Below are 20,165 nucleotides of genomic sequence, written 5' to 3' on the forward strand. Positions count from 1 at the left end.
CTCCTGACTGCAGAGAAGCCAGTTCCCAACGAGTCCACATCGGGGTGTAATCATGAGTCTGCAAACGATGCCGAACATCGTCCCTTGGGAACAAGGGCGTCAGGTTCCGTGGCCGACGCAGGCGTCGGTGAACCCGGGCAAACGCCGGCGGCTTGGTCGGCTCGGTCCAGGGGACGGCCGCTACCTGTTCGTACCGATGGACCACTCGGTTTCGGACGGCCCGATCGCCTCCGTCGAGGCGTTTCGGAGCATCGTCGCCGATGTAGCCGCCGCCGGCGCGGACGCCATTGTCGTTCACAAGGGTCGCGCCGCCGTCATCGCCGACGTGCCTCTCGGCTCGTGTTCACTGGTCGTCCACCTGTCAGCAAGCACCAGCTACGCACCGGACGTCAATGAGAAGGTACTGGTGGGGACGGTGGAGGACGCCGTGCGTCTCGGCGCCGATGCAGTGAGCATCCACGTCAACTTCGGCACCCCGACCGAGGCTGCGCAGCTGACGGACTTCGGTGTGATCGCCTCAGCCTGCGAACGCTACGGAATGCCGCTGCTGGCCATGGTCTACGCGCGCGGCGAAGGTATCGCCGATCCGTACGATCCGGCGGTGCTGCGACACATCACGAATGTGGCGGTTGATCTCGGCGCGAATATCGTCAAGACGTCGACACCCCGACCGATCAGCCGGATGAGTGAGATCGCCGAGGCATGTCCGGCGAGCCTCGTGTTCTCTGGCGGACCGCGATCGGAACACGACGACAGCAGCCTGGCACGGCTCGCCGAGGAGGTCGTCGCGTCCGGCGCGTCCGGCCTCGCGATCGGCAGGCGGGTATGGACCCACCCAGAACCGGCGAGCGTGGTGCGCACGCTCGTCGACGTACTGCACCCCTCGGCCGGCGAGGGCCGGATACCTGCGGCCCGCACCTCAGGAGAGTAAGAATGAGAAGCACCTGGATCGACCTTCGCCGCGTGCCCACCGAAGCCGTGGACGCCGTGCGTCAGGCGGCCCTACATGTACGCGTCACCGCCCTCGTCAGCGAGGACCCGGCACAGCTGGCGGACCTGCCCCCGACAGTAACCCGGGTCTACGCGGGACCCGAGACGATGGCCTGGTCGATGGACCGCGTAGCACTGGCCGACCCGGCCAGCTACCACGCGGACATGCTCATGCTACCGGTGTCTACCTACACCGACCTCGCCGACGCCGAGCGCCTGGAACAGCCGCTCACCCTTTACATCAAGGTGCACGACCAGGCCAGTCTGGAGTTGGCCTGTGCCAGCGCCGCAAGGATGCCGCGAACGGTGGTCGAGTTCACCGACCCCACCAAGATTCCGCTCGAGATCGTGATCGCCGCGGCGGACAAGGCATCAGGCGAGCTCGTGTGCGTCGTCGCGGACCGGACTGAAGCGGAGATCGTCCTTGGCGTCCTGGAGAAGGGGTCCGAGGGCTTGCTTCTCGCACCGATTGCTCCTGCCGAGGTGATGGACCTGCAAGAAGTCGCCACGGAGTCGTCACCTGCGCTGAAGCTCGTGACGCTGCGCGTGGAAAGCATCAGCCACGTCGGTCTCGGCGACCGCGTCTGCATTGATACCTGCAGCCACTTCGAGGAGGACGAGGGCATCCTGATCGGGTCTTTCGCCCACGGGTTTATCCTGTGTTGCAGCGAAACCCATCCACTGCCGTACATGCCGACGCGGCCGTTCCGCGTCAACGCCGGAGCCCTGCACTCGTACGTCCTGCAGGACGATAACCGGACGAACTACCTCTCGGAACTCCGTTCCGGAATGTCGGTGCTGGCCGCCCGTGCCGACGGTACCACCCGGAAAATGGTGGTCGGCCGGGCGAAGCTGGAACGCCGCCCACTGTTGATGATCACTGCGCAGGCGCCGGAGGGGCAGCAAGTGTGCCTGACCCTTCAGGACGACTGGCACGTCCGTGTGCTCGGCCCGGGTGGCAGGGTATTGAACGTGACGGAGCTAGCACCCGGGACGGAACTGCTCGGTTATGTGGCCGACGACCGCCGCCACGTCGGGTACCCGGTCGACGAATTCTGCCGCGAGCAATGACGAATCACTGGAGCGACGGTCTGATCGATAGTCCGTCCGACGCCACCCCGGCGGTACTCTTCCCGGGCGGTGCCCTTACCTATCAGGCGTTACGCAGGTCCGTGCGGGACTGGGAGAAGCGTCTGCGTGAGACGAAGGTCGGCGAGAGGGACGCGGTCGCGATCCAGGTGCCGCCCAGCGTTACCTATCTGAGCCTCCTGCTGGCTGTGCTCCGCCTCGGTTGCCAGGCGCAGTTGCTGGATCACCGCCTCACACTCGACGAACGCCGCAGATACCTGCATGACCTGCGGCCGGCGGTCACCGTCACCACCGATGGCAGGGCGGCTGTCACGGGGTTCCAGGCGGTGCGGGAGGCTCGGCTCCTCACTGCGGAACAACCCGCGCCGTCCACGCCACACGCGATTGTCCAGTTCTCCTCCGGGTCCACCGGTGACCCGAAGGTGATTGGGCGCCACAGCACGGCGTTGGAGGCGGAGCTCGCCCGCTTTGCCGCCGTGCCGGGCTGGGTCGGGAAGGGCGACGTCCTCCTGGTACTGAACTCGTTAGTGCACAGTTTCGGACTGATCGGCGCGGTCCTGCACGGTCTGTCCGTCGGGGCGACCCTGGCGTTCGCCGCAACGTCCCTGCCCCGGGACCTGAAAGTCGCGCTCGCCGAGTTCAAACCCACCCTGGTCAGTGGCGTCCCCGCCCAATTCGACCTCATGGCGCGCCTTCCGGCAGGCAGTCTGGGCGAGGTGCGGGCGTGCGTTTCCGGTGGCGAGGTGATGTCGGCCGGCACGTATGAACGATTCAGCAGCCAGCACGGCCTTGTCCCAGGGCAGTCGTACGGGCTGACCGAGGTCGGCGTCGTCGCCATGGACGTCACCGGTGCCGAGTCGCCGGCGGTGGGCCGAGTGGTCGACGGGCAGGAGGTGCAGATCGTCGAGGGGGAGGTAGTCGTTCCGGTGCCCGAGTCGCCCTATCTGACCTCGGTCGGTTCCGAGCGTGTACGTGACGGACGGTTGCATACCGGCGACCGCGGAACGCTGAGCGACGCCGTGCTGCAGATTCACGGGCGGACGGACTCACTGATAGTGATCGGCGGATTGAAGGTGGAGCTGTCCGAGGTGGAAGCGGTGCTGCGCCGGGCGCCTGGAGTCGACGAGATTTTGGTCCTTCCCCACGGCGACAGCATCGAGGCACATGTCGGGAGTCACTCCGGGGTCACCGCAGAGTCTCTGTATGCCTGGTGCGCGCAGCACCTGGCTGATTACAAACGGCCCCGGACCATCGTGGTCGGTCCGTCGCTGCCTCGCACGGTCACGGGCAAGCTCCTGCGTCGACCGCACCTCCTGGACGCGCGCAATCGGGACGTCGCCCCGTGATCGTGGTCAAGCCGGCGTTCCGCGGGCCGCTCTGCGCCACCGCTCATCCGGAGGGGTGTTCGGCCCAGGTCCGGGCGTGGGTGAACCGGATGAACGCCTTCCCGCCGGTAGGCGGGCCACGACGCATCCTGATCATCGGCGCCTCCGGGGGGCTAGGGCTGGCGGCGCGTATCGCTGCCGCCTTCGGCAACGACGCCCGGAGCATCGGAGTGTGCCTGGAACGGCCAGGGCTCGCCGAGCGGCCCGGAACGGCCGGCTGGTACCGCACCGTCGCCTTCGAGCAGCTCGCCGCCCGCGAGGGGCTGTTGTCCCGGACCGTCGTGGGCGACGCTTTCGCCGACGAGGTCAAGGCACGAACGTGTGACGTCGTCGCAGCGACGGTCGGTGAGCTCGACCAGGTCATCTATGCGCTGGCCGCACCCCGGCGGCGCCATCCCCGCACCGGCCTGATCCTCCGGTCCGTCCTCAAAACCACCGGACGACCGTTCCGGGACAAGGCGTTCGACCTGTACGAGCGCGTAGTCCGGCCGATCACCGTTGAGGCTGCGACGGATACCGAAACCGCCGACACCATTGCCGTCATGGGCGGCGAGGACTGGAGCTGGTGGATCGAAGCTCTGCTCGCGAGGGGCCTGTTGGCCAAAGGCGCCGGCACGGTTGCCTTGTCCTACGTCGGTCCTCCACGGCTGGCACCGACCTACCGAGGTGGGACCCTCGGCGCCGCGAAAGACCACCTCGAGACCACCGCCGCCCGGCTGGACGACCTGCTGGCCCGACGATGTCTCGGGTCGGCTCGCGTCGCGGTCATGCGGGCCATGGTTACACAGTCCAGCCTCGTCATACCGATGAGCGCCCTATACACGATGTTGCTTCTGCGTGTGTCCGCCGAACTCGGCCTCGGCGAGGACACCCTCGACCAGGGTCAGCGGTTGCTGGCGACTGCATCGTCGCCGTCCGCCATGGACGACAAGCGGCGGTGGCGCCTGGATGACCTGGAAATGCGTGACGACGTCCAGAATGAAGTGTGGCGACGCTGGGACCGAGTCGCGACCGACAGTCTCCCCGAGCTGGGTGATCTCGACCTCTTCGAACGCGAACTGCACGGTGTGTACGGATTTGACGTACCGGGGGTCGACTACGCCGCCCCGGTGGAACTCGTCAGGACGTCGCCGACCGTCCTCATGTGATTGGCCCGACGGTGCGGGCTGTCATAGGACGGGGTTCCCGGCCGCGCCGGCCGTTCGGTGCAGAGTGGGCAATACAGCTGGTAGCTTCCCTAGACGATCATGGCCGTGTATGGACGGCAACGAGGAACGGAGTTCTGATGGAACGGCAGTCGCCGCTCCGGCGGTCGGTCCCCCGCCCTATGACCGGAAGCAGCTCGTCGGCGAACGCCGCTGCGGCGGCACTCGTGGAGAATTTCCGTGGTCCCGTCCTGCTACCCGGCGATCCCACGTACGAGATCGCCCGGGAGATCTGGAACGCCGACATCAACCGTCATCCCGGTGTGATCGCCCGCTGTACCCAGGTGGCGGACGTGGTGGAGGCGGTACGCGTGGCCGGGCAATACGGCCTTGAGGTTTCGGTCCGTGGGGGCGGGCACAACATCGCGGGTACGGCGCTCTGCGACGGCGGCATGATGATCGATATGTCTCTCCTGAAGCACGTCCGCGTCGACCCGATTGGTCGCCAGGCAACGGCGAGCCCCGGTCTCACCTGGGGCGAGCTGGACTCGGCGAGCCAGTCGGTCGGGCTCGCAACCCCCGGGGGAGTGGTTTCGACGACCGGCATTGCCGGCCTCACGCTCGGCGGCGGATTCGGTTGGCTGTCCCGAAGGCACGGCTGGAGCTGCGACAACCTCTTGAGCATCGAGATGGTGACCGCCACGGGTGAGGTGATCCGCGCCGATTCGGACGAGAACGGCGAGCTGTTCTGGGGGGCGCGGGGAGGCGGTGGCAACTTTGGCATCGTCACCTCGTTCGTCTTCCAGCTGCATCCCGTAAATGGCGTCTACGCCGGATTCCTACTGTACGAGTTGGAGCGTGCGTCGGAGGTACTCAGGCACTGCCGTGACCTCATGCATGACGCCGCGGACGAGTTCTGTCTGGTGATAGGAATCGGCAACGCACCCCCGGTCGCAGGGCTGCCGGCCGATCTGCGTACCGCTCGAGTTCTGCGCATCGGGTTCTGTCATTCCGGACCGATCGACGACGGGCGGAGCGCGGTGGACAGCATCACGCGTGCCCACCAGCCGGTATTTGCGCAGTTCGGGCCAATGGCGTACCGAGAGCTTCAGACGATGTTGGACGCTGGGGCCCGATTCGGCCTGGCACACTATTCCAAGTCGCACTTCCTCGCTGAACTGAGCGACGAGGCGATCGATACGCTGGTCCAGCATGCTCGACAGCCGCAATCTCCGCGCTCTCGGGTGGTCCTGCATACCTGCGGTGGGGCGGCGTCTCGCCGCAGCGAGGATGCCACCGCGTTCGGACATCGGGACGCCCTGTACAACCTGCAGATCGACGCCACATGGGAGCCCACCGAAGACGGGTCTGCAGACGTCGCGTGGGCCAAGGAGTTCGGTGCCGCAATGCAGCCGTTCAGCAATGGTGGAACATACGTCAACTTCCTCAGTGACGCGGCTGACCGAACGGGCGTGCAGGCGGCGTACCGCGGCGGCAAGTACCGCCGGCTCCAGGAACTCAAGACCCTGCTCGATCCGGGAAACTTCTTCCACCACAACCAGAATGTGCCCCCGCTGCAGGAGGTTGCATCATGACCACCGCTAACGGTCCCGAGACCTGGCTCGTCGATGCGTTCACCAGCCACCGGGGCGGCGGCAATCAGGCGGCCGTGGTGGCGCTGTCGGCGCCCGCACCGGACTCATGGCTATCGGCGACGGCCGCCGATCTCGCATTGCCGGTGACCACCTACTTCTTTCCCGAAGAGGACGGCTGCATTCGGTTGCGTTGGTTCGCCCCATCCGGGGAGCTGCCATCGTGCGGTCACGGTTCGCTGGCCGCGGCCGCGGTTCTGATCGAGGAGCGCGGCTACCGCGGCCCTGTCACGTTCGATACTGCTCTAGGCTTGCTGACCGCACGCCGCACTCGTGACGGCATCGAACTGACGGTACCGGCACAAGTGACCCGGCCGTGGGAGTTGCCTGGCTGGGCGATCGAGGCGCTGGGGATAAGCCCCCTGGAGACGCGGCGATCCGAGCGGCACGCATTGGTGCGGGTAGCAAGCCAGTCCGACGTGGACTCCATCGAGCCCGACCTGCGGGCCCTGGCTGGTCTGCCCACCGTGGGCCTGGCTGTCACCGCACCCGGGACCGGCCGTTTCGATCTGGTATCCCGCTGGTTCGTCCCCCGGGAGGGCATCGAGGACCAGGCCACCGGAACAGCGCATGCCATGCTGGCGCCCTACTGGTGCGAGCGGACAGGCAGGAGCCAGCTCGTCGCTCAGCAAAGATCTGCCCGAGGCGGCGAGTTCGAGCTGACAGTCGACCGCGGGCAGGTCACGCTTTGGGGGCAGGCCATCGTGACGGTGCACGGTAACCTGTCCGACCGACCACCCGCCGATGGTGGCGACCCGCGGAATGAGATCCGGTGACACGAATGGACGCGCCGATGCTGGGCTCCTTCAGCAACGTCCTCGACCGGGTACGTGCGCTGCTGCCGAACGTCCAGGAGGCGGCCGACGAGTCTGAGCAGGCAGGACGCATAACCAGCCGCACGCTGCTGGCACTTCGGGATGCCGGCACCTTCCGCATGTGCGTGCCGCGGTCGCTGGACGGCGGTGAACTGCCCCCCGCGATGGTACTCGACGTGGTGGAGACGTTGGCCACGGTCGACGCCAGCACGGCATGGTCGGCGATGATCGGAGCGACAACCGCCGTCGTCTCCGGCTACTTGTCGGAGGACACGGCCAAGGAGATCTACGGACCCTCGACCACGGTTACGGTCGGGCCGTTTGCCCCCCTCGGCAGGGCCAGGCGGGACGGCGACGGCTATCGGCTGAGCGGCAGATGGCCCTATGTGAGCATGTGTCGGGACGCCTCGTGGATCGTCGGCGGCGGCCTCGACGACAACTCCCGCCGTACCCTGTTCCTCTTTCCCGCGAGGAATGCCCACATTCACGAGACGTGGCAGGTTATGGGTCTGCGAGGCACCGGCAGCCACGATATTGAGGTCCGCGAGGAGTTCATCCCGGCTGCGCGCGCGGTTCCATTTGGTTTCGAGCAGCCAGTAAACGACGCGCCACTGTACCGATTTCCGGTTCTCGGCCTGCTGGCGGCGGCCATCTCGTCGACGGCGATTGGTGCCGCCCGCGGAGCGGTCAACGACCTCATCGAGCTCGCCGGTGCCAAGACACCGACGTACGCCATCCGGCGCCTTCAGGAACGTCCGTTGGTTCAGCTGCAAGTCGGGCAGGCTGAAGCGGAGCTGAGGGCGGCCCGGGCGTTCCTCCGCGAAGCGGTCGCCGAAGCTTGGGATCAAGCCCAGGACGGCACAGTGGGCGTGACTCAACGGGCCACGCTGCGTCTGGCCGCCGCGCAGGCGACCGCGACGAGCGCCAGAGTCGTTGACCTGATGTACGCGGCTGGCGGAGGCACGTCCAACTACCTGCACAGCCCGTTGCAGAGACGGTTCCGAGACGTCCACGCAGCGACGCAACACGTCATGGTGAGTTCAGCGACGATCGAGCTGGCCGGACGTGTCCTGCTCGGGATGAGGGTGGATCCGGACCAGCTCTGAGGCTCACGTGACCCGTTTTCCGGCGCGGAACACGGCCTGTACCTGATGGATGGCGGACAGGTCTCGCGTAGGGTCACCCGACACTGCGAGGATGTCTGCGTCAGCGCCCGGCCGAAGGCGACCCTTGGCGGGAAGCCCGCAGCAGTCCGCCGCCCGGGAGGTGGCCGAGCGTAGCGCCTCCACGTTGCTCATGCCCGCTGCCGCTGCCATCTGGCGTACCGTGAATGGCAGCACGTCGTGCGGCTTTGCGGGCGCGATACCTGCGTCCGAGCCGGCGACCAGCCTCACTCCTGCGGTGTGCATGTCCCGTAGCAGGTCGTCTGCCACGGCGAGGCGGGCGGCCACGGCGGGTGGTGGAGGCGGCGCGCCGGGAAGCGAGCCCAATGTCGGGCAGACCCAGATCCCTCGTCTGGCGATCTCGTGGATGGTCGCATCGTCCGGGGCGATTCCCTCAGGGACCCAGAACTTGGCATGCTCGAGCCCGTGCACCCCTGCTCGGACAGCGGTACGGATGCCGTCGCGGGCATGGGCGTGGACGGTCACGGAAATGCCGGCGTCGTCGGCGACCTCCACGGCCATGCGTAGCTCGGCGAACTCGAATTGCACGCTCAGCGGGTCACTGCCCGGAGTCATCGACCCCCCGGTCCCCATGACCTTGATGACATCCACGCCACGCTCGATCAGACGCTTCACAGCCGCCCGAATCCCGTCGACGCCGCGGGCCTCACCGCCCATGAAATGGCAATGACCGCCCGGCGAGGTGATCGGTGGACCCGCGGCCACAATATGTGGGACGACCTGGTCGCCCGACCGTGGTGCATCACGAAAGTCGAGCACCGAGAAGCCGCGACCGCCCAGGTCACGGATAGTCGTGACGCCGGCCGCCAGCGCACGTCTGGCATGCGTGGCCATGAGGCGGTGAAGCTCCTCCTCGGTGCCACCGAGGAACGACTCCAGCGGCTGCAACGTGGCATCAAAACCAAGATGGACATGCGTGTCGATCAGCCCAGGTAGGAGAGTGGTGTCCCCAAGGTCGTACTCCTGGAGATCGGAGGGGGTCTCGCCCCCCGACACCACCGCGGCGATACAACCCTGGTCGACAATGACGAGCGGTCGGGCCAGGCAGCTCTCGGACTGACCGTCGAACAAGCGCGCGGCGCGCAGCGCAAAGCGGCCCCCGTTATGCCGGCTCCCCGGCGCCGAGGACACGGCGCTCCTCCTCATACTGCTCGATCTCGCGCCGGATCGCCGTGGCTGTGTCGTCCACCCATCGAGTCACACCCGGTGTAGCCGACGGCGAGTCGAGAAGCCAGCGATTCGATGCCTGAAGCGGCTCGAGTTGGCCCTGGAAGTGCGGAGCGACCTCCTCGGCGAACAGCTGGTAGGACTCGAGCGTCATCTGCCGGTTGGCCAGTTCCGCACCCTGCAGCATGTAGCAACCGAAGCCGCCGGACTTCTCGATCAGCCGCCCGATCGTGTCGACCGCCATCTCGGGTGTGCCGATGACGCCGCCGCCGAGCCCGTTGATCTGGTCGATCATCTCGTCAAACGTGCTCGCCGTCAGGGTGGGCAAGGGGATGATGTGGCGCAGGTACTCGAAGACCCGGCCGAGGCCGAAGCGAACGTTTCGGCGCGCCTCAGCCTCGGTACGTGCGATGTGCACCGGCGCCATCATGCGCCAGCTGGTCCGGTCGACGACTCTGCCGTGCAGTGCGGCCTGCTCTTCCACGATGTCCCAGTGGTCCCGGAGCACCCCGAAGCCGTCCGGATGCCACGAGGCGATCGAGAGCAGCCCGATGCCGTTCGCACCGGCGATGCGGGGGCCGGCAGGGGAGATGGAGGCCGCAACCGCCATCTCGGGCAGCGGATGGCTGTAAGGCCGCATCTGCAGCCTCGCCTCGCGCAGCGTGAACCAGTCGGTGTCCTTGCTGATGGGTCCCTCACCGCGGAGCAGCTCTAGAATGACTTCGATGCCCTCGCGCATCATTCGCCGCTGCTCACCGGGGTCGATGCCCAACATTCGGGCGTCGGAGGCGAGCTGACCTGGACCGAACCCGAACATCACGCGCCCCCGCGACAGATGGTCCAGCAGGACCATCCGCTCGGCGGTAGTGAACGGATTGTGGTACGGCACAGACAGCACGCCTGTACCGAGCCGGATGTGCTTGGTCCGCTCCGCCGCGAAGGCGAGGAAGAGTTCGGGGGACCCGACGAGTTCGAAGCCGCCCGAGTGATGCTCGCCCACCCACGCCTCGTCAAAACCCCAGCGATCCATCCACTCGATGAGTTCGAGGTCCTTCTCCAGCGCTACCGTGGGGCTTTGGCCCAGCGGGTTGATGGGAAAGAGCATGGCGCCGAAGCGCATGGGCTTGTTCACAGTCAAATCTCCCCCGAGCGAAGAGTGTGCATGCAGCGATGGTGATCGCTATAGACCGTCCTCTCGCTGCACTGTGGGACCTTAGGCGCAAGCTCCGACAGGGTCAACTCCGCGCGTTGCTGGGGCGGATCGGGTTGATGGTAGATCATCACTCCTCTAAGCTCGGCCATCGGGACGAACGGGGACCGTCCATCTAGCTTGGCAAGGAGTCATACCGTGCTCGCTGAACCAGTCGTCGAAACGAGTTCCTGGTTGGACGTTGCGGCGCGCTGGAGTTGCCGACAACAGGACGCGGTGCGTTGTGATTGGTACCACGGCACGTGGCAGTACCTGCGCTTGTTGAACCTGGTTTCCAACCCGGGCTGGCACAGCAACTACTTCCTGCGGATCTTGCCCGAGCGTGCGCCCCGTTCCGGCCCGGTGCGCCTGCTCGTCAGCGGTTGCGCAGACTACTCGGCCTATGCGCATGCTCTAGCTGGGCTGGGCGATCGGCTCCAGGGCACGGCACTCGACTGGTGCCCTACGCCGCTGTACGCGACTGCATGGTTTGCGCGCTATCGCGGCGCCCCGGCCCCGGAACTGGTGTGTGCGGACGCTGTGGCACACCGACCCGCATCAACGTACGACCTCATCATGAGTGACTCTTTTCTTCCGCGCTTCTCGCCCGAGGCCCTACCCGCGCTTCTACAGTCCTGGCGGCTGAGCCTGCGGGAAGGCGGAACGGCGGTCACCACCGTGCGGATCCACGAAGCCCGGACCACTGGCACTGGTGGGAAGCCGAGCACCGCACAGCAGTGGCGCGCCGTGGCTGAGGCGAGTGCTCCGTGGTGGGGGAGTGTTTCCACGCTGCCTCACGCGGACCTTGTGGATCGCGTCGTCCACTTCGCCGAGCACCAGGAGCGCAACGCCATGTATGACATCGACGACATGGTTCGGCTGTTCCGTGACGCGGGCTTCCAATCGGTGGAGCACGAGGCCGTTGAGGTGAATGGCCGGCGATTCGCTCGCCTGGCCGCCATATAGTGACGATCAACCGAAGGGCCCGACAAATGAGTGACACTAGCCCCGGATTCACCATCCGCGGCGTCGACCACCTGGCAGTCGGCACCGACGACATGGCAGAGAGTCTGCGGTTCTACGTGAAGGTGCTGGGTTTCCGTCTGGTGATGGCACGTCGGACGCATCCTGCGCCGGACGCAGACAACCCACTGGTTTCCGACGACGACCCCAATAAGGAAACGGCGGCCTTCCGGCGGCCGCCCGGAGCTCCCCAGTTCGACGACATTCGCCACTACTGCCTGGACATGGGCAACGACTCTGTGTTCAGTCTTTTCGAGTACCCTGCTGGCACTCCCACAGCGGTCCGCGACTCGATTGCGGGCCTTCAGCACATTGCGCTCCATGCCGAGCGACCCGAGTTCGAGAAGGTCCGGGCACGCCTCGATGAATTCGGTATCGACTACCTCGGGCCGTTGTACCTCGGCGACGGCCACACCAGCATCAACCTGTTCGACCCCTCAGGTCTACGGCTGGAGATCGTTACCGCCGGGCACGAGGACACCTACTCCTCGGTGGAACGGGCGCGGATGCCGGAGGACCTTGTCCGCTCCGAACTGCTAACCCTGTTCGGCAGCGAGAGCGAAGTCGATGAGATCCTCCTCGCTTCGCGCGAGGGTTAGGGATCGTGCCATAGCGTGGTGGTTCGTCGATCGGGCATGACGGCTCGTCGAACAACCGCCGACGACATGCGGCACGGTGGGAGCTGCTTCTGCCGGACCGGCCGCCGCACCGCGGCGGCCGGTGGGCCGATTCACCCGCCGTTTCGCGAGGCAAGGATCATCGGAGCGTCCAGGGATACCGCTGCCAGAACGACGTCGTCTGCCTGATCAGTCCGTGTCGTCGATCGGATGGGTGGCCGGTGGCAACACCACCCGCCTGAGCCACCGGGGCGGCCGGTCGACTACGGCCGCTACCGGCGGCTCCTTCGGCAGCGTTTCCGTGGCAGAACATTCCTGGACCAGGGCAGACCCCTGGAGCTGACGGGTCCAATCCGGACCGAAGACGAGCTCAGGATCCGATAGCGGACCGTACATCATGACTCCCATGCTCAGATGATCTGCCGCAGAATTCCTTCGGAAACCATCTGCGAAGCGCTGCCGACTACATCGCGTGCCAGGGCTGGCAGGTGCGGACGCACGGCCTCCATGGCGCCCGTTGACATGACACATCGCAGAGCGCCCTCGCCGAGGGTGCCCAGTGCCGTTGCACCGTATGAGCCTGGCCGGTAATCGAGGTCCGTCGACGGCGCCAGTCCTCGTGCCGTCATAGCCAGGGCCGCTGCGGTTTCGACGACCCCCGCGAGGTGTTTCCGCTCCTCAGCGGTCAACGGGGCAGACTGTAATGGTGACTCGGCCAGAGCCTGAGCGGTATGGCTGGCGGACCAACCCTGCCGTTCAAGAACCGGACCGAGCGATTCACGCAGCCAAGAATCGTGCGCGGCGTCATCGCGCCTCATGTGCAACGTCTTACCTGTGAGCCACTGAAAGAATGGGTACGTAGCCAGGTCGGACACCACCGCCTCGGTGAGTGCGGTGGCTTCTGGCCGGTAGCAGACCGAGTGCCGTCGACCTTGCCAACCATTCCCCGTCCTGCTCGGCAGGTCGAGGTGCTGCACGAGGTTGGGAACCGAGATCAATTCGCGGATACCTCGTGCGGAGAGAAAGCGATGAACGACCACGTCCTCCGGTGGTGCATCGGCGCCCTGCCGGGCCAGGTGCGCACCAAGGTCACGAGCGACCTCGGCGGGAAGTACGAGAGCCTGAGTATGCGCGTATTTGTCCACGGCCTCTGCCCAGCCGGCGCCGAGCAAGGCAGCCACCCGGACCGGCGAGGCTGATTTGCAGCCCCACTCGGCGAAGAACGCGAGCGCGTCTGTCGGATGTGACCGTGCAGCATTCTCGACGCAGTCCAGCAGCGCGGAGCTCAGTTCGACGTCGTCCTGCAGTACTAGGTGGTGGGTAGATGTTGCCGGTGCGCAGGACCAAGCGATTGCGGCGGACTCCAACGCGCTGGGTCGCGACGTCGCCGTCATCTCGAACGAGACCTGCACCTCACGTGGCGCGAGGCGTGCCCGTAACGCGTCAAGAGGCTCCTGTCTCTCCGGGATTGCCATGACTGCCACGGAGAGTCGCACGCCGCGGGACTCGTCGAGTGTCGCAGCGTCCAGCATGATCGGTTACGCTAGCCGACGGGCCCATCTAGGGGCAACCATCCACTATCAACACAGCTGGCGTCGATCGACGCTCAGGAGTGAGGGTGTCGGTAGGATACCGTCCAAGCTGGCCGTAACCGGATGACATTCAGACTGAGCTAACGCGACTACGGGGGGACGTGCCGTGATCGAGGAGGTCACACGAAGTTGGGCGCTGGTGCTGGAAAGGGGAGTCGAGCCCGACCAGCACCTCTTTGAGGAACTTGGCGCTGAGTCGGTGAAGGTGCTGGAACTGCTGGACGTCATGTCAGAGCGCTTCGGTGTCTTCCTGACCGTCGAGCAACTCTACGAGAACCCCACGCCCAGGGCGGTCGCGATCCTCGTCGAACAGTCCGTCTGATGTCGGATGAACTCATCCCGGTTCCACTGACCTGGGGACAACGGGCGATCCTCGGAACAATCGACCAGCTCGGTTCCGGGGGCGACTACTTCAACATCCTCCGCGTGGTCCCACTACCCGAATACATCGCCCCGGCGCAGATCCGGAAGCTCGTCACCACCGTCACCACCGAGAATTCGGCGCTTCGGACACTGGCGCTCCGGTCTGGGCCGCATCTCTTCCAGCACACCGTGGCACCGGAGACGATCCGGGTCGAGGTCTACGAGACAGGCGGGAACGTGCTGGCTCGGGCACGCGCCGTCGCCGCCAATCTCGCGGCCGCGCCGATCGACCACGCGGCGCAGCCCCCGGTTCGGTGGGCAGCGGTGACATCGCAGAAGGGAGAAGCCGCGCTGGCGATTGCTGCGTCACACTTCGCAGTTGACGCGTACGCTCTTGCGCTACTGGTGCGTCGCGTCACTGAATTGGCGGCCGATGCGAGTGCGGAGCAGTGTTCGGTGTGGCAACCACGAGCTCAGGCGCTTCAGGAGTCGACGCCCGGGGCAGCCGTCCGGACCAGCCGCGCGATCGACCGCTGGAAGAGGGTGACCGGCCAGGTGCCAGCCTCGGCTTGTTGCGTCCCGGACAAACGCGACCGGCCGGATCGGTTTGTGGAGTGGAGTCTCGACTCGGTCGACATGGTTGCCGCCAGCACAAGAGTTGCTACACGTACCGGAAGCTCTCTGGCGTCTGTGGTTCTAGCCGTATGGTGCATCGCGATCGGAGTGTTAGACGGCCGATCAGCCGCCTCGATGACTCTGATCTCGGGCAACCGTGTCCGAGAGTATGAGCGTAGATACGTCGGGCCGATGGCCCAGGACACGGCCATGTGCGTCGAGTGGTCGGCGTTGTTGGCTTTCGACGACTTCGTCAGTCAGGTGCACCGCGAGGCGCTCAGCGCGTATGCGGATGGCAAGTACGATCCGGAAGCGCTCGCAGCCTCCCTGGGTGCCTCGAGCGGCGAGGTTCGCCCGCCGCGCAAGATACTGACGTTCTTCAACGATGCGCGCGGTCAACCGAGCCACATGTCGACGACCGGTGCGAGTCCCCTTGCCGGGGAGCCGCGCCGTCTCGGTGCCTGGCCAATGCTTGATCTTGCGCGTTTTCTCATGCTGCAGGAAACCCCCATGGGCTGCCGCCTGCGCCTGCTGGTCGACACGGAATACGTCGAGGACCGCCGTGTGCCGGAGCTGCTCCTTGCAATCGAGAATGCGGTGATTGCGGGCGCCGAGGCGCGGACCGTCGATGATGTCCGGAGCACGTTCTCGGCCAGGTTCGCTGAATAGACGACGTTTTCGCACGTCGTCTTGAGGATCGAGGAGGCTAGCTGCATGGAGAAAACCGACGAGGCTTCTTGCCGGCGGATGGGTCTTGTGGGGTGAGGTCGGTGACCAAGTACGCCGCGAGCGGAAGCTCCCCACTGACGTTCGGTCAGCTGTCGGTCCTGCGTGACCTACAGGATCTCCCCGCTGAGACCTGGTGGCAGACGTACCTCTGCAAGAGTGTGGCGCTGCGCCCCGGTACGACATTGTCCGACGTGACGGCGGCCCTCAGTGTGGTGAGCCGACGACATGACTCGTTGCGGACCTACTTCGTCGGCTCCGAGGACGAGATGGTTGCCGTCACCGTGCCGTCTGGTCTGCCGCCGGTCGAGGTGATCGAGATGCCGGACGCAACGGAGCATGAACTGGCGTCGACCGCGTTGCAGAACTGCCGGAATCCCTTCCAGTGGGATCGGGAATTCGCCTGGCGCGCGTTCATCTTCACCGCTTCTGGGTCTTTGCGGGAGCTGGTGTTAGTTCTCGACCACATGCTCGTGGACGGAACAGGCCTTCGCCAACTGCTCGCGGAGTTGCGGGCGTTGTTGCGTGGCGACGACGAGGAGGGCCGCCAGCTGCTCGCATCGGCACCTCGTCAGCCTCGGGAGCTGGCAGCGGCCCAGGGTTCCGAGCTGTGGTCGGCCCGGCGGAGGGCTATCGATCAGTACTGGGACCGTCTCCTGGATCTGCCGCCACACGTGTTCCCGTGGCCTACTGGGCAGAAGAACGCCGGGCGGGTCGGCGGGGTCTTGTCGTCGGCGCGCACTAGGGCCGCACTTGGGCAGGTAGCCAACCGGCTGAGTGTCACCCCACAATCGATCATGCTCGCACTGACGGCAATCGCCTTAGCTGCGACCCTCGACCAGGAGAACGTCGCACTCTCCTTGCTCGCCAACAATAGGTACGATCCGAAATGGCGTCACCTCGTTTCTTCGATGAATCAGATTACGCCCGTGGCAGTCGCGGTCGGTCGAACGGACGAGAGTTTCGAGTCTTTTGCGCGCAGAGTCCACGTGGCGGGTCTTAATGCTTACCGACACGGAAGCTACAACGTTGACGATATCGCCGAAAAAGTGCGTAACGTCCGTGGCAGCGAACTTACATTCGACGTCTACTTCAACTTCATGGCATTCGACGTGCCGCGCCATTCGGAGGCGCCTCTCAGCAGCTTTCCGGAACCGGAACTCAGACTGCACGAACCACAGCGGCAAGACGGCCAACGTCTCGACTTCAGGGTACGTGGCGGCGCCAATATGGAGATAGCTATGCGCGCTGATCCGACCGTGATGTCATCAGACACGTTGTCGCGGCTTCTGGCATGGTACGACGAGGAGCTTATTGGACTCAGCCGGGGGGAACGCGTTGGCGTAAAGGACTCGATCTCTCGCATCCACTGACTCTCTACTGCTTCGGCTCCCCACCGCCGCCGGCTTCGTTTCGACCGGGAATTCGTTCGCGCAAGCGTCAGGCCGGAGGTCATAGGGGCACCGGTTCGGGTTCCGATTGCATGATGAACTGCCTACCTTCCCTTTCCGGAGCCGACTTGGAAGGCGGGGTAATGGCAGGTTGTAATGCTCCCGGGCGGCGCATACTCCGGGCGCACTGTAGTGATCTGCGTACTGTTTGCAAGCGATTCAGGTGCGTCAGTATATGCCCTTTCCTCGACTGCGGCGTTGCTGTAGCCTTGGATGCCGGTGGGAATGGCGGGCTTCGAGACCTCCTCGAACTCCTGTTCTCCAACTCCTTCGGACAGATCCGAAGGAGTCAACGCAAACTGCGATTTACGAGGGAGGTGAAGACAGATGAAGGGCGTGTGCAAGAAGGGCGTTTGCAAGAGGGGTGTTTGCAAGTAATCCAGGCGTGTCAAGCAGGCACTACTGATTAGTATCCGGGGGTGGTCGGTGTTAGCACTGGCCACCCCCGGTGCTTTATTTCTGCACGCCGTATCGAAACCGTGATCGGCGCGCTGAGTTTCGAGCCATCGGTAGTGAGTCGGTAAAGTGCGGCCCAAAAGAGCGGGCAATGTGAAGGTTCGATTAGCACGCGTTCTTCGGAATGGCCGCTCGCCTGTTCACCCGAATGGGCAGAATGCCGAAGGCGCGGTACAGGGGTCCTGCATCGGCTCGAAGAAGCGCACTTGCCGGTAGAATTCTGGAACCCCTCGCAGTGGTCCGCCATTCAGTCAGGTCTCTCCGCAGTGATCTGTCCGCTGCGAGGGGTACCAGCTTCGCGGGCGGCTGTCGCCCACCTCAGTTCGGCCCACAGCATTTGCCCACCCGATAGGTCCAGCGTCGTGGATGGGACAAGGTGGCTACTGATTTACTTGACCCGCCGCGGGTGGGCCTGGTTCGTTCTCCGGGCGGGCGGGGGACGTCCGCCAGGGTCCCGCCAGTCCGCGCCGTCGTCAAGCCGACCGGTTTCGCCTCTACGGTGCCGGGCACGCCCGGCTTGCTGCGCTGCGCCGGGGCCGCTACGCGGCGCCCGCCCCGCGCGGCTTGCCGGGCTGGCTTGACGTCGGCTGCGCCCTGCCGGGGACTCCGTGGCCGTCCCCGCCGACGGCCGGACACGGCCCTGCGCAGTACGTGCTCGCGCCAGGCTGGGGCCGGGCGGGGGATCGCCGTTGCGCCGCGACGACACGCTGCCTGCGGGAGGATGACCGGTCCGCGTGACAAGTACGAGGCCGTCCGGACGTCCCCGAGCGCCTGATCGACCCGGTGGACGACCGCACCAGATTCCTGTGACGAAAGGTAGGGTTGAGCACATGAACACGGAGACTTGGTGGTCTCCAGCCCACCCGTGGGGGTTCAAGTCCCCCCTCGGACACACACTAAGCACACGGCCGAGGTCGGATGAGACGACCTCGGCCTTCACTGTCTTTGCGCCCGGCTTGTAGGTGAGCCTGAGCCCGATGCGGCTGTACAGCTCCGCCTTGTCGCGTGGATCGGCCTCGCGGAGGACGGCGAGCAGGCTGCCGAGGCCCTCGACGATCGCGCCGATTTGATCTTCGTTGAGCCGTTGCGGCGGCGCCGCGCTGAGGCGTAGCGCGGCGGCAGCGGTAGATCGGACGGCGGAGGTCTCGCGGATCCAGCCAGCGATCAGGGCGGGGTCTCCACCGGCATCGAGCGCGGCACGGTAGCGCTCGATCTTGGTGTCGCAGTCGGAAATTGTCCGGTTGAGCCGCTCGGTCTCGTCGTTGGCGTCGTGCGCGGCGAGTGCGGCGCGGTAATGGGCATCAGCGATGCTGCGCAGGTTGGAGGCGAGATTGTCGCCCCTCAGCTCCTGGCGCAAGAAGCGATCGATCGGCTCGATGATCGCGTCTTCGCGGAGATAGAGCACAGGTGGATGCGCGACCTGGCGCTGTCGGACGAAGTCGCGGGATGCTTTGCAGCGGTAGTACAGCCGGCCGTGGTTCGGGTTGCCGACCATGTGGCGTCCGCAAAGCCCGCAGGTGATCAGGCCGCGGAACAGGTACGGCCGCGTGCTGCGCCGGGGCGCGCGACCGACCTCGCTATTGGTTCCACGAGTCTTGATCGTTCCCTGTGCTTGCTCGTACAAGTCCGCCGTGATGATTGGCGTGTGGGCCTCCGCCGTTGACCACACCCACTCGCTTCGGTCGTTCCACCGGTGCTTGTTCTCGTGTCCGAGTGCGATGTCCTCGACGTTGATGAGGACCTCGTCGGTGCGCTGCTTGTTCCAGACCTGCCGACCGGTGTATCGAGGGTTGAGCAGGATGGCACGGATTGCGGTCGTTTCCCACACCAAGGTGCGGCGGTGCGGGTTGCGCTGACGGTCGTAGGCAGACGGACAAGGGATGCTGTCCTGGGTCAAGCCGCGAGCGATGGTCGTCATGCCGCGCCCGGCGACGTACTCGTTGAAGATGCGTCGCACGACTGGCGCAGTTGCGGGATCAAGTTCGAGCCGGTGGAGTCGTTTGCCCTCGGCGGCCTTGCCGGGGTTGGGGTGTGGTCCGGCATCGGCGAGGCGATAGCCGTAAGGCGGCCGGCCGCCGAGGTAGCGGCCTTCCATCTCGGTCTGGGACTTCATTGCGGCCCGCACGCGGATCTTGATGCGGTTGCGTTCGCCCTTGCTCATGCCGCCATAGAGGGCCATGACGAGGTCATGGGCGTCGGAGCCGGGGTCGATGGCCCCGCCGACTTCGGGCACCCAGAGGCCGACGCCGTAGTGCACGAAGACGGGAAAAGTCATGCCGAACTGGCTGCCGTAGAAGGCGCGTTGCGGCTCACCGATCACCACCGCATCGAAGTCGCGGCCAGCACTCTTGATCGCGTCGAGAAGGCGCAGCGCCTCGGGTCGCCGTTTCCAGGGCAGCGAGCGGGAGAGTCCGATGTCGAAGAACTCGGCGACGATCTCGCCGCCGGTCGACTCGATCAGGCTGCGGGCTCGGGAGAGCTGCCAGGCTTTCGACGCCTGCGGGTCCTGCTGGTCCTCGGTCGACACACGTCCGTAGAAGGCGAACCTCATGCCTGTCGAGTCTTCCGGGCTCGGTCGATGATGCGCCACAGCACATCGGCGGCGGCTTCGGAAAGTGGGACTTCTAGGGACGTCTTGAGCTGCCCATTCTCGATTTCCAGCGTCGTGCACGTTCGTATGCTGCGATTTCTCCCTTCGTCGGTCGG

Annotated in this window: 16 protein-coding genes; 12 read left to right on the forward strand and 4 right to left on the reverse strand. The window is 65.6% G+C overall.

Translation table 11 applies throughout. The annotated features are described in order from the left end of the window. Positions 1-52 precede the first annotated feature (52 nt). From ACMCNO_RS12945 to ACMCNO_RS12975, 7 genes are all read left to right on the forward strand, one after another. A complete protein-coding gene (locus ACMCNO_RS12945; protein WP_412749659.1) occupies positions 53-931 on the forward strand; it encodes a 2-amino-3,7-dideoxy-D-threo-hept-6-ulosonate synthase in 879 nt (292 codons plus the stop codon). 2 nt (positions 932-933) lie between these two features. Next, positions 934-2,061: a 3-dehydroquinate synthase II family protein gene (locus tag ACMCNO_RS12950; protein WP_412749660.1), complete on the forward strand. Its 1,128-nt coding sequence runs from the start codon at positions 934-936 to the stop codon at positions 2,059-2,061. After that, on the forward strand, positions 2,058-3,425 hold the full coding sequence (locus ACMCNO_RS12955) for a class I adenylate-forming enzyme family protein (protein ID WP_412749661.1): 1,368 nt from the start codon (positions 2,058-2,060) through the stop codon (positions 3,423-3,425). The genes ACMCNO_RS12950 and ACMCNO_RS12955 overlap by 4 nt, the downstream gene beginning before the upstream one ends. 2 nt (positions 3,426-3,427) lie before the next feature. Beyond that, entirely contained in the window at positions 3,428-4,612 is a 1,185-nt protein-coding gene (fabV, locus tag ACMCNO_RS12960) for an enoyl-ACP reductase FabV (protein ID WP_412749662.1), read from the forward strand. 137 nt (positions 4,613-4,749) lie between these two features. Continuing rightward, positions 4,750-6,204 carry an FAD-binding oxidoreductase gene (locus ACMCNO_RS12965; protein ID WP_412749663.1) on the forward strand — a complete coding sequence of 485 codons (1,455 nt, stop codon included), beginning with the start codon at positions 4,750-4,752 and terminating at the stop codon, positions 6,202-6,204. Continuing rightward, positions 6,201-7,037 carry a PhzF family phenazine biosynthesis protein gene (locus tag ACMCNO_RS12970; RefSeq protein WP_412749664.1) on the forward strand — a complete coding sequence of 279 codons (837 nt, stop codon included), beginning with the start codon at positions 6,201-6,203 and terminating at the stop codon, positions 7,035-7,037. The genes ACMCNO_RS12965 and ACMCNO_RS12970 overlap by 4 nt, the downstream gene beginning before the upstream one ends. Positions 7,038-7,042: 5 nt before the next feature. Next, positions 7,043-8,182, forward strand: coding sequence for an acyl-CoA dehydrogenase family protein (locus ACMCNO_RS12975; protein ID WP_412753689.1), 1,140 nt, complete (start codon positions 7,043-7,045; stop codon positions 8,180-8,182). 3 nt (positions 8,183-8,185) lie between these two features. Here the strand turns inward: ACMCNO_RS12975 and ACMCNO_RS12980 are convergent, their stop codons facing one another. Both ACMCNO_RS12980 and ACMCNO_RS12985 read right to left on the reverse strand, forming a co-directional pair. Further along, the gene (locus ACMCNO_RS12980) at positions 8,186-9,391 is read right to left on the reverse strand and encodes an amidohydrolase family protein (protein ID WP_412749665.1); all 1,206 of its coding nucleotides are present in this window, start codon (positions 9,389-9,391) and stop codon (positions 8,186-8,188) included. After that, complete coding sequence (locus ACMCNO_RS12985; protein WP_412749666.1) at positions 9,363-10,559, reverse strand: LLM class flavin-dependent oxidoreductase; 1,197 nt, start codon at positions 10,557-10,559, stop codon at positions 9,363-9,365. The genes ACMCNO_RS12980 and ACMCNO_RS12985 overlap by 29 nt, the downstream gene beginning before the upstream one ends. A gap of 216 nt (positions 10,560-10,775) precedes the next feature. Here ACMCNO_RS12985 and ACMCNO_RS12990 point away from each other — a divergent pair, with 216 nt between their 5' ends. Both ACMCNO_RS12990 and ACMCNO_RS12995 read left to right on the forward strand, forming a co-directional pair. Continuing rightward, positions 10,776-11,582, forward strand: a complete 807-nt coding sequence (locus ACMCNO_RS12990; protein WP_412749667.1) for a hypothetical protein — start codon at positions 10,776-10,778, stop codon at positions 11,580-11,582. A gap of 26 nt (positions 11,583-11,608) precedes the next feature. Next, the gene (locus ACMCNO_RS12995) at positions 11,609-12,238 is read left to right on the forward strand and encodes a VOC family protein (RefSeq protein WP_412749668.1); all 630 of its coding nucleotides are present in this window, start codon (positions 11,609-11,611) and stop codon (positions 12,236-12,238) included. Positions 12,239-12,666: 428 nt separating this feature from the next. Here ACMCNO_RS12995 and ACMCNO_RS13000 read toward each other — a convergent pair whose 3' ends face one another. Continuing rightward, the gene (locus ACMCNO_RS13000; protein ID WP_412749669.1) at positions 12,667-13,788 is read right to left on the reverse strand and encodes a hypothetical protein; all 1,122 of its coding nucleotides are present in this window, start codon (positions 13,786-13,788) and stop codon (positions 12,667-12,669) included. 166 nt (positions 13,789-13,954) lie between these two features. On the opposite strand from ACMCNO_RS13000, the gene ACMCNO_RS13005 reads away from it, so the two are divergent. The 3 genes from ACMCNO_RS13005 to ACMCNO_RS13015 all read left to right on the forward strand — a co-directional run bounded on the left by ACMCNO_RS13005 (position 13,955) and on the right by ACMCNO_RS13015 (position 16,925). Beyond that, on the forward strand, positions 13,955-14,170 hold the full coding sequence (locus tag ACMCNO_RS13005; RefSeq protein WP_412749670.1) for an acyl carrier protein: 216 nt from the start codon (positions 13,955-13,957) through the stop codon (positions 14,168-14,170). Continuing rightward, positions 14,170-15,495: a condensation domain-containing protein gene (locus ACMCNO_RS13010; RefSeq protein ID WP_412749671.1), complete on the forward strand. Its 1,326-nt coding sequence runs from the start codon at positions 14,170-14,172 to the stop codon at positions 15,493-15,495. Before ACMCNO_RS13005 ends, ACMCNO_RS13010 begins: the two co-directional genes overlap by 1 nt. A 101-nt stretch (positions 15,496-15,596) precedes the next feature. Next, the gene (locus ACMCNO_RS13015) at positions 15,597-16,925 is read left to right on the forward strand and encodes a condensation domain-containing protein (RefSeq protein WP_412749672.1); all 1,329 of its coding nucleotides are present in this window, start codon (positions 15,597-15,599) and stop codon (positions 16,923-16,925) included. A 922-nt stretch (positions 16,926-17,847) separates the two neighbouring features. On the opposite strand, the gene ACMCNO_RS13020 is transcribed toward ACMCNO_RS13015, so the two are convergent. Continuing rightward, entirely contained in the window at positions 17,848-20,010 is a 2,163-nt protein-coding gene (locus ACMCNO_RS13020; RefSeq protein WP_412749673.1) for a recombinase family protein, read from the reverse strand. Positions 20,011-20,165 lie beyond the last annotated feature (155 nt).

Source organism: Krasilnikovia sp. M28-CT-15, assembly GCF_047159595.1.
GTDB lineage: Bacteria > Actinomycetota > Actinomycetes > Mycobacteriales > Micromonosporaceae > Actinoplanes.

Bases quoted from the DNA above. Each gene is read 5' to 3' on its own strand.
- ACMCNO_RS12955 (WP_412749661.1), top strand. From the start codon at position 2,058: ATGACGAATCACTGGAGCGACGGTCTGATCGATAGTCCGTCCGACGCC.
- ACMCNO_RS12945 (WP_412749659.1), top strand. From the start codon at position 53: ATGAGTCTGCAAACGATGCCGAACATCGTCCCTTGGGAACAAGGGCGT.
- ACMCNO_RS12970 (WP_412749664.1), top strand. From the start codon at position 6,201: ATGACCACCGCTAACGGTCCCGAGACCTGGCTCGTCGATGCGTTCACC.
- ACMCNO_RS12950 (WP_412749660.1), top strand. From the start codon at position 934: ATGAGAAGCACCTGGATCGACCTTCGCCGCGTGCCCACCGAAGCCGTG.
- ACMCNO_RS12995 (WP_412749668.1), top strand. From the start codon at position 11,609: ATGAGTGACACTAGCCCCGGATTCACCATCCGCGGCGTCGACCACCTG.
- ACMCNO_RS12975 (WP_412753689.1), top strand. From the start codon at position 7,043: ATGGACGCGCCGATGCTGGGCTCCTTCAGCAACGTCCTCGACCGGGTA.
- ACMCNO_RS13000 (WP_412749669.1), bottom strand. From the start codon at position 13,788: ATGCTGGACGCTGCGACACTCGACGAGTCCCGCGGCGTGCGACTCTCC.
- ACMCNO_RS13020 (WP_412749673.1), bottom strand. From the start codon at position 20,010: ATGAGGTTCGCCTTCTACGGACGTGTGTCGACCGAGGACCAGCAGGAC.
- ACMCNO_RS13010 (WP_412749671.1), top strand. From the start codon at position 14,170: ATGTCGGATGAACTCATCCCGGTTCCACTGACCTGGGGACAACGGGCG.
- ACMCNO_RS12965 (WP_412749663.1), top strand. From the start codon at position 4,750: ATGGAACGGCAGTCGCCGCTCCGGCGGTCGGTCCCCCGCCCTATGACC.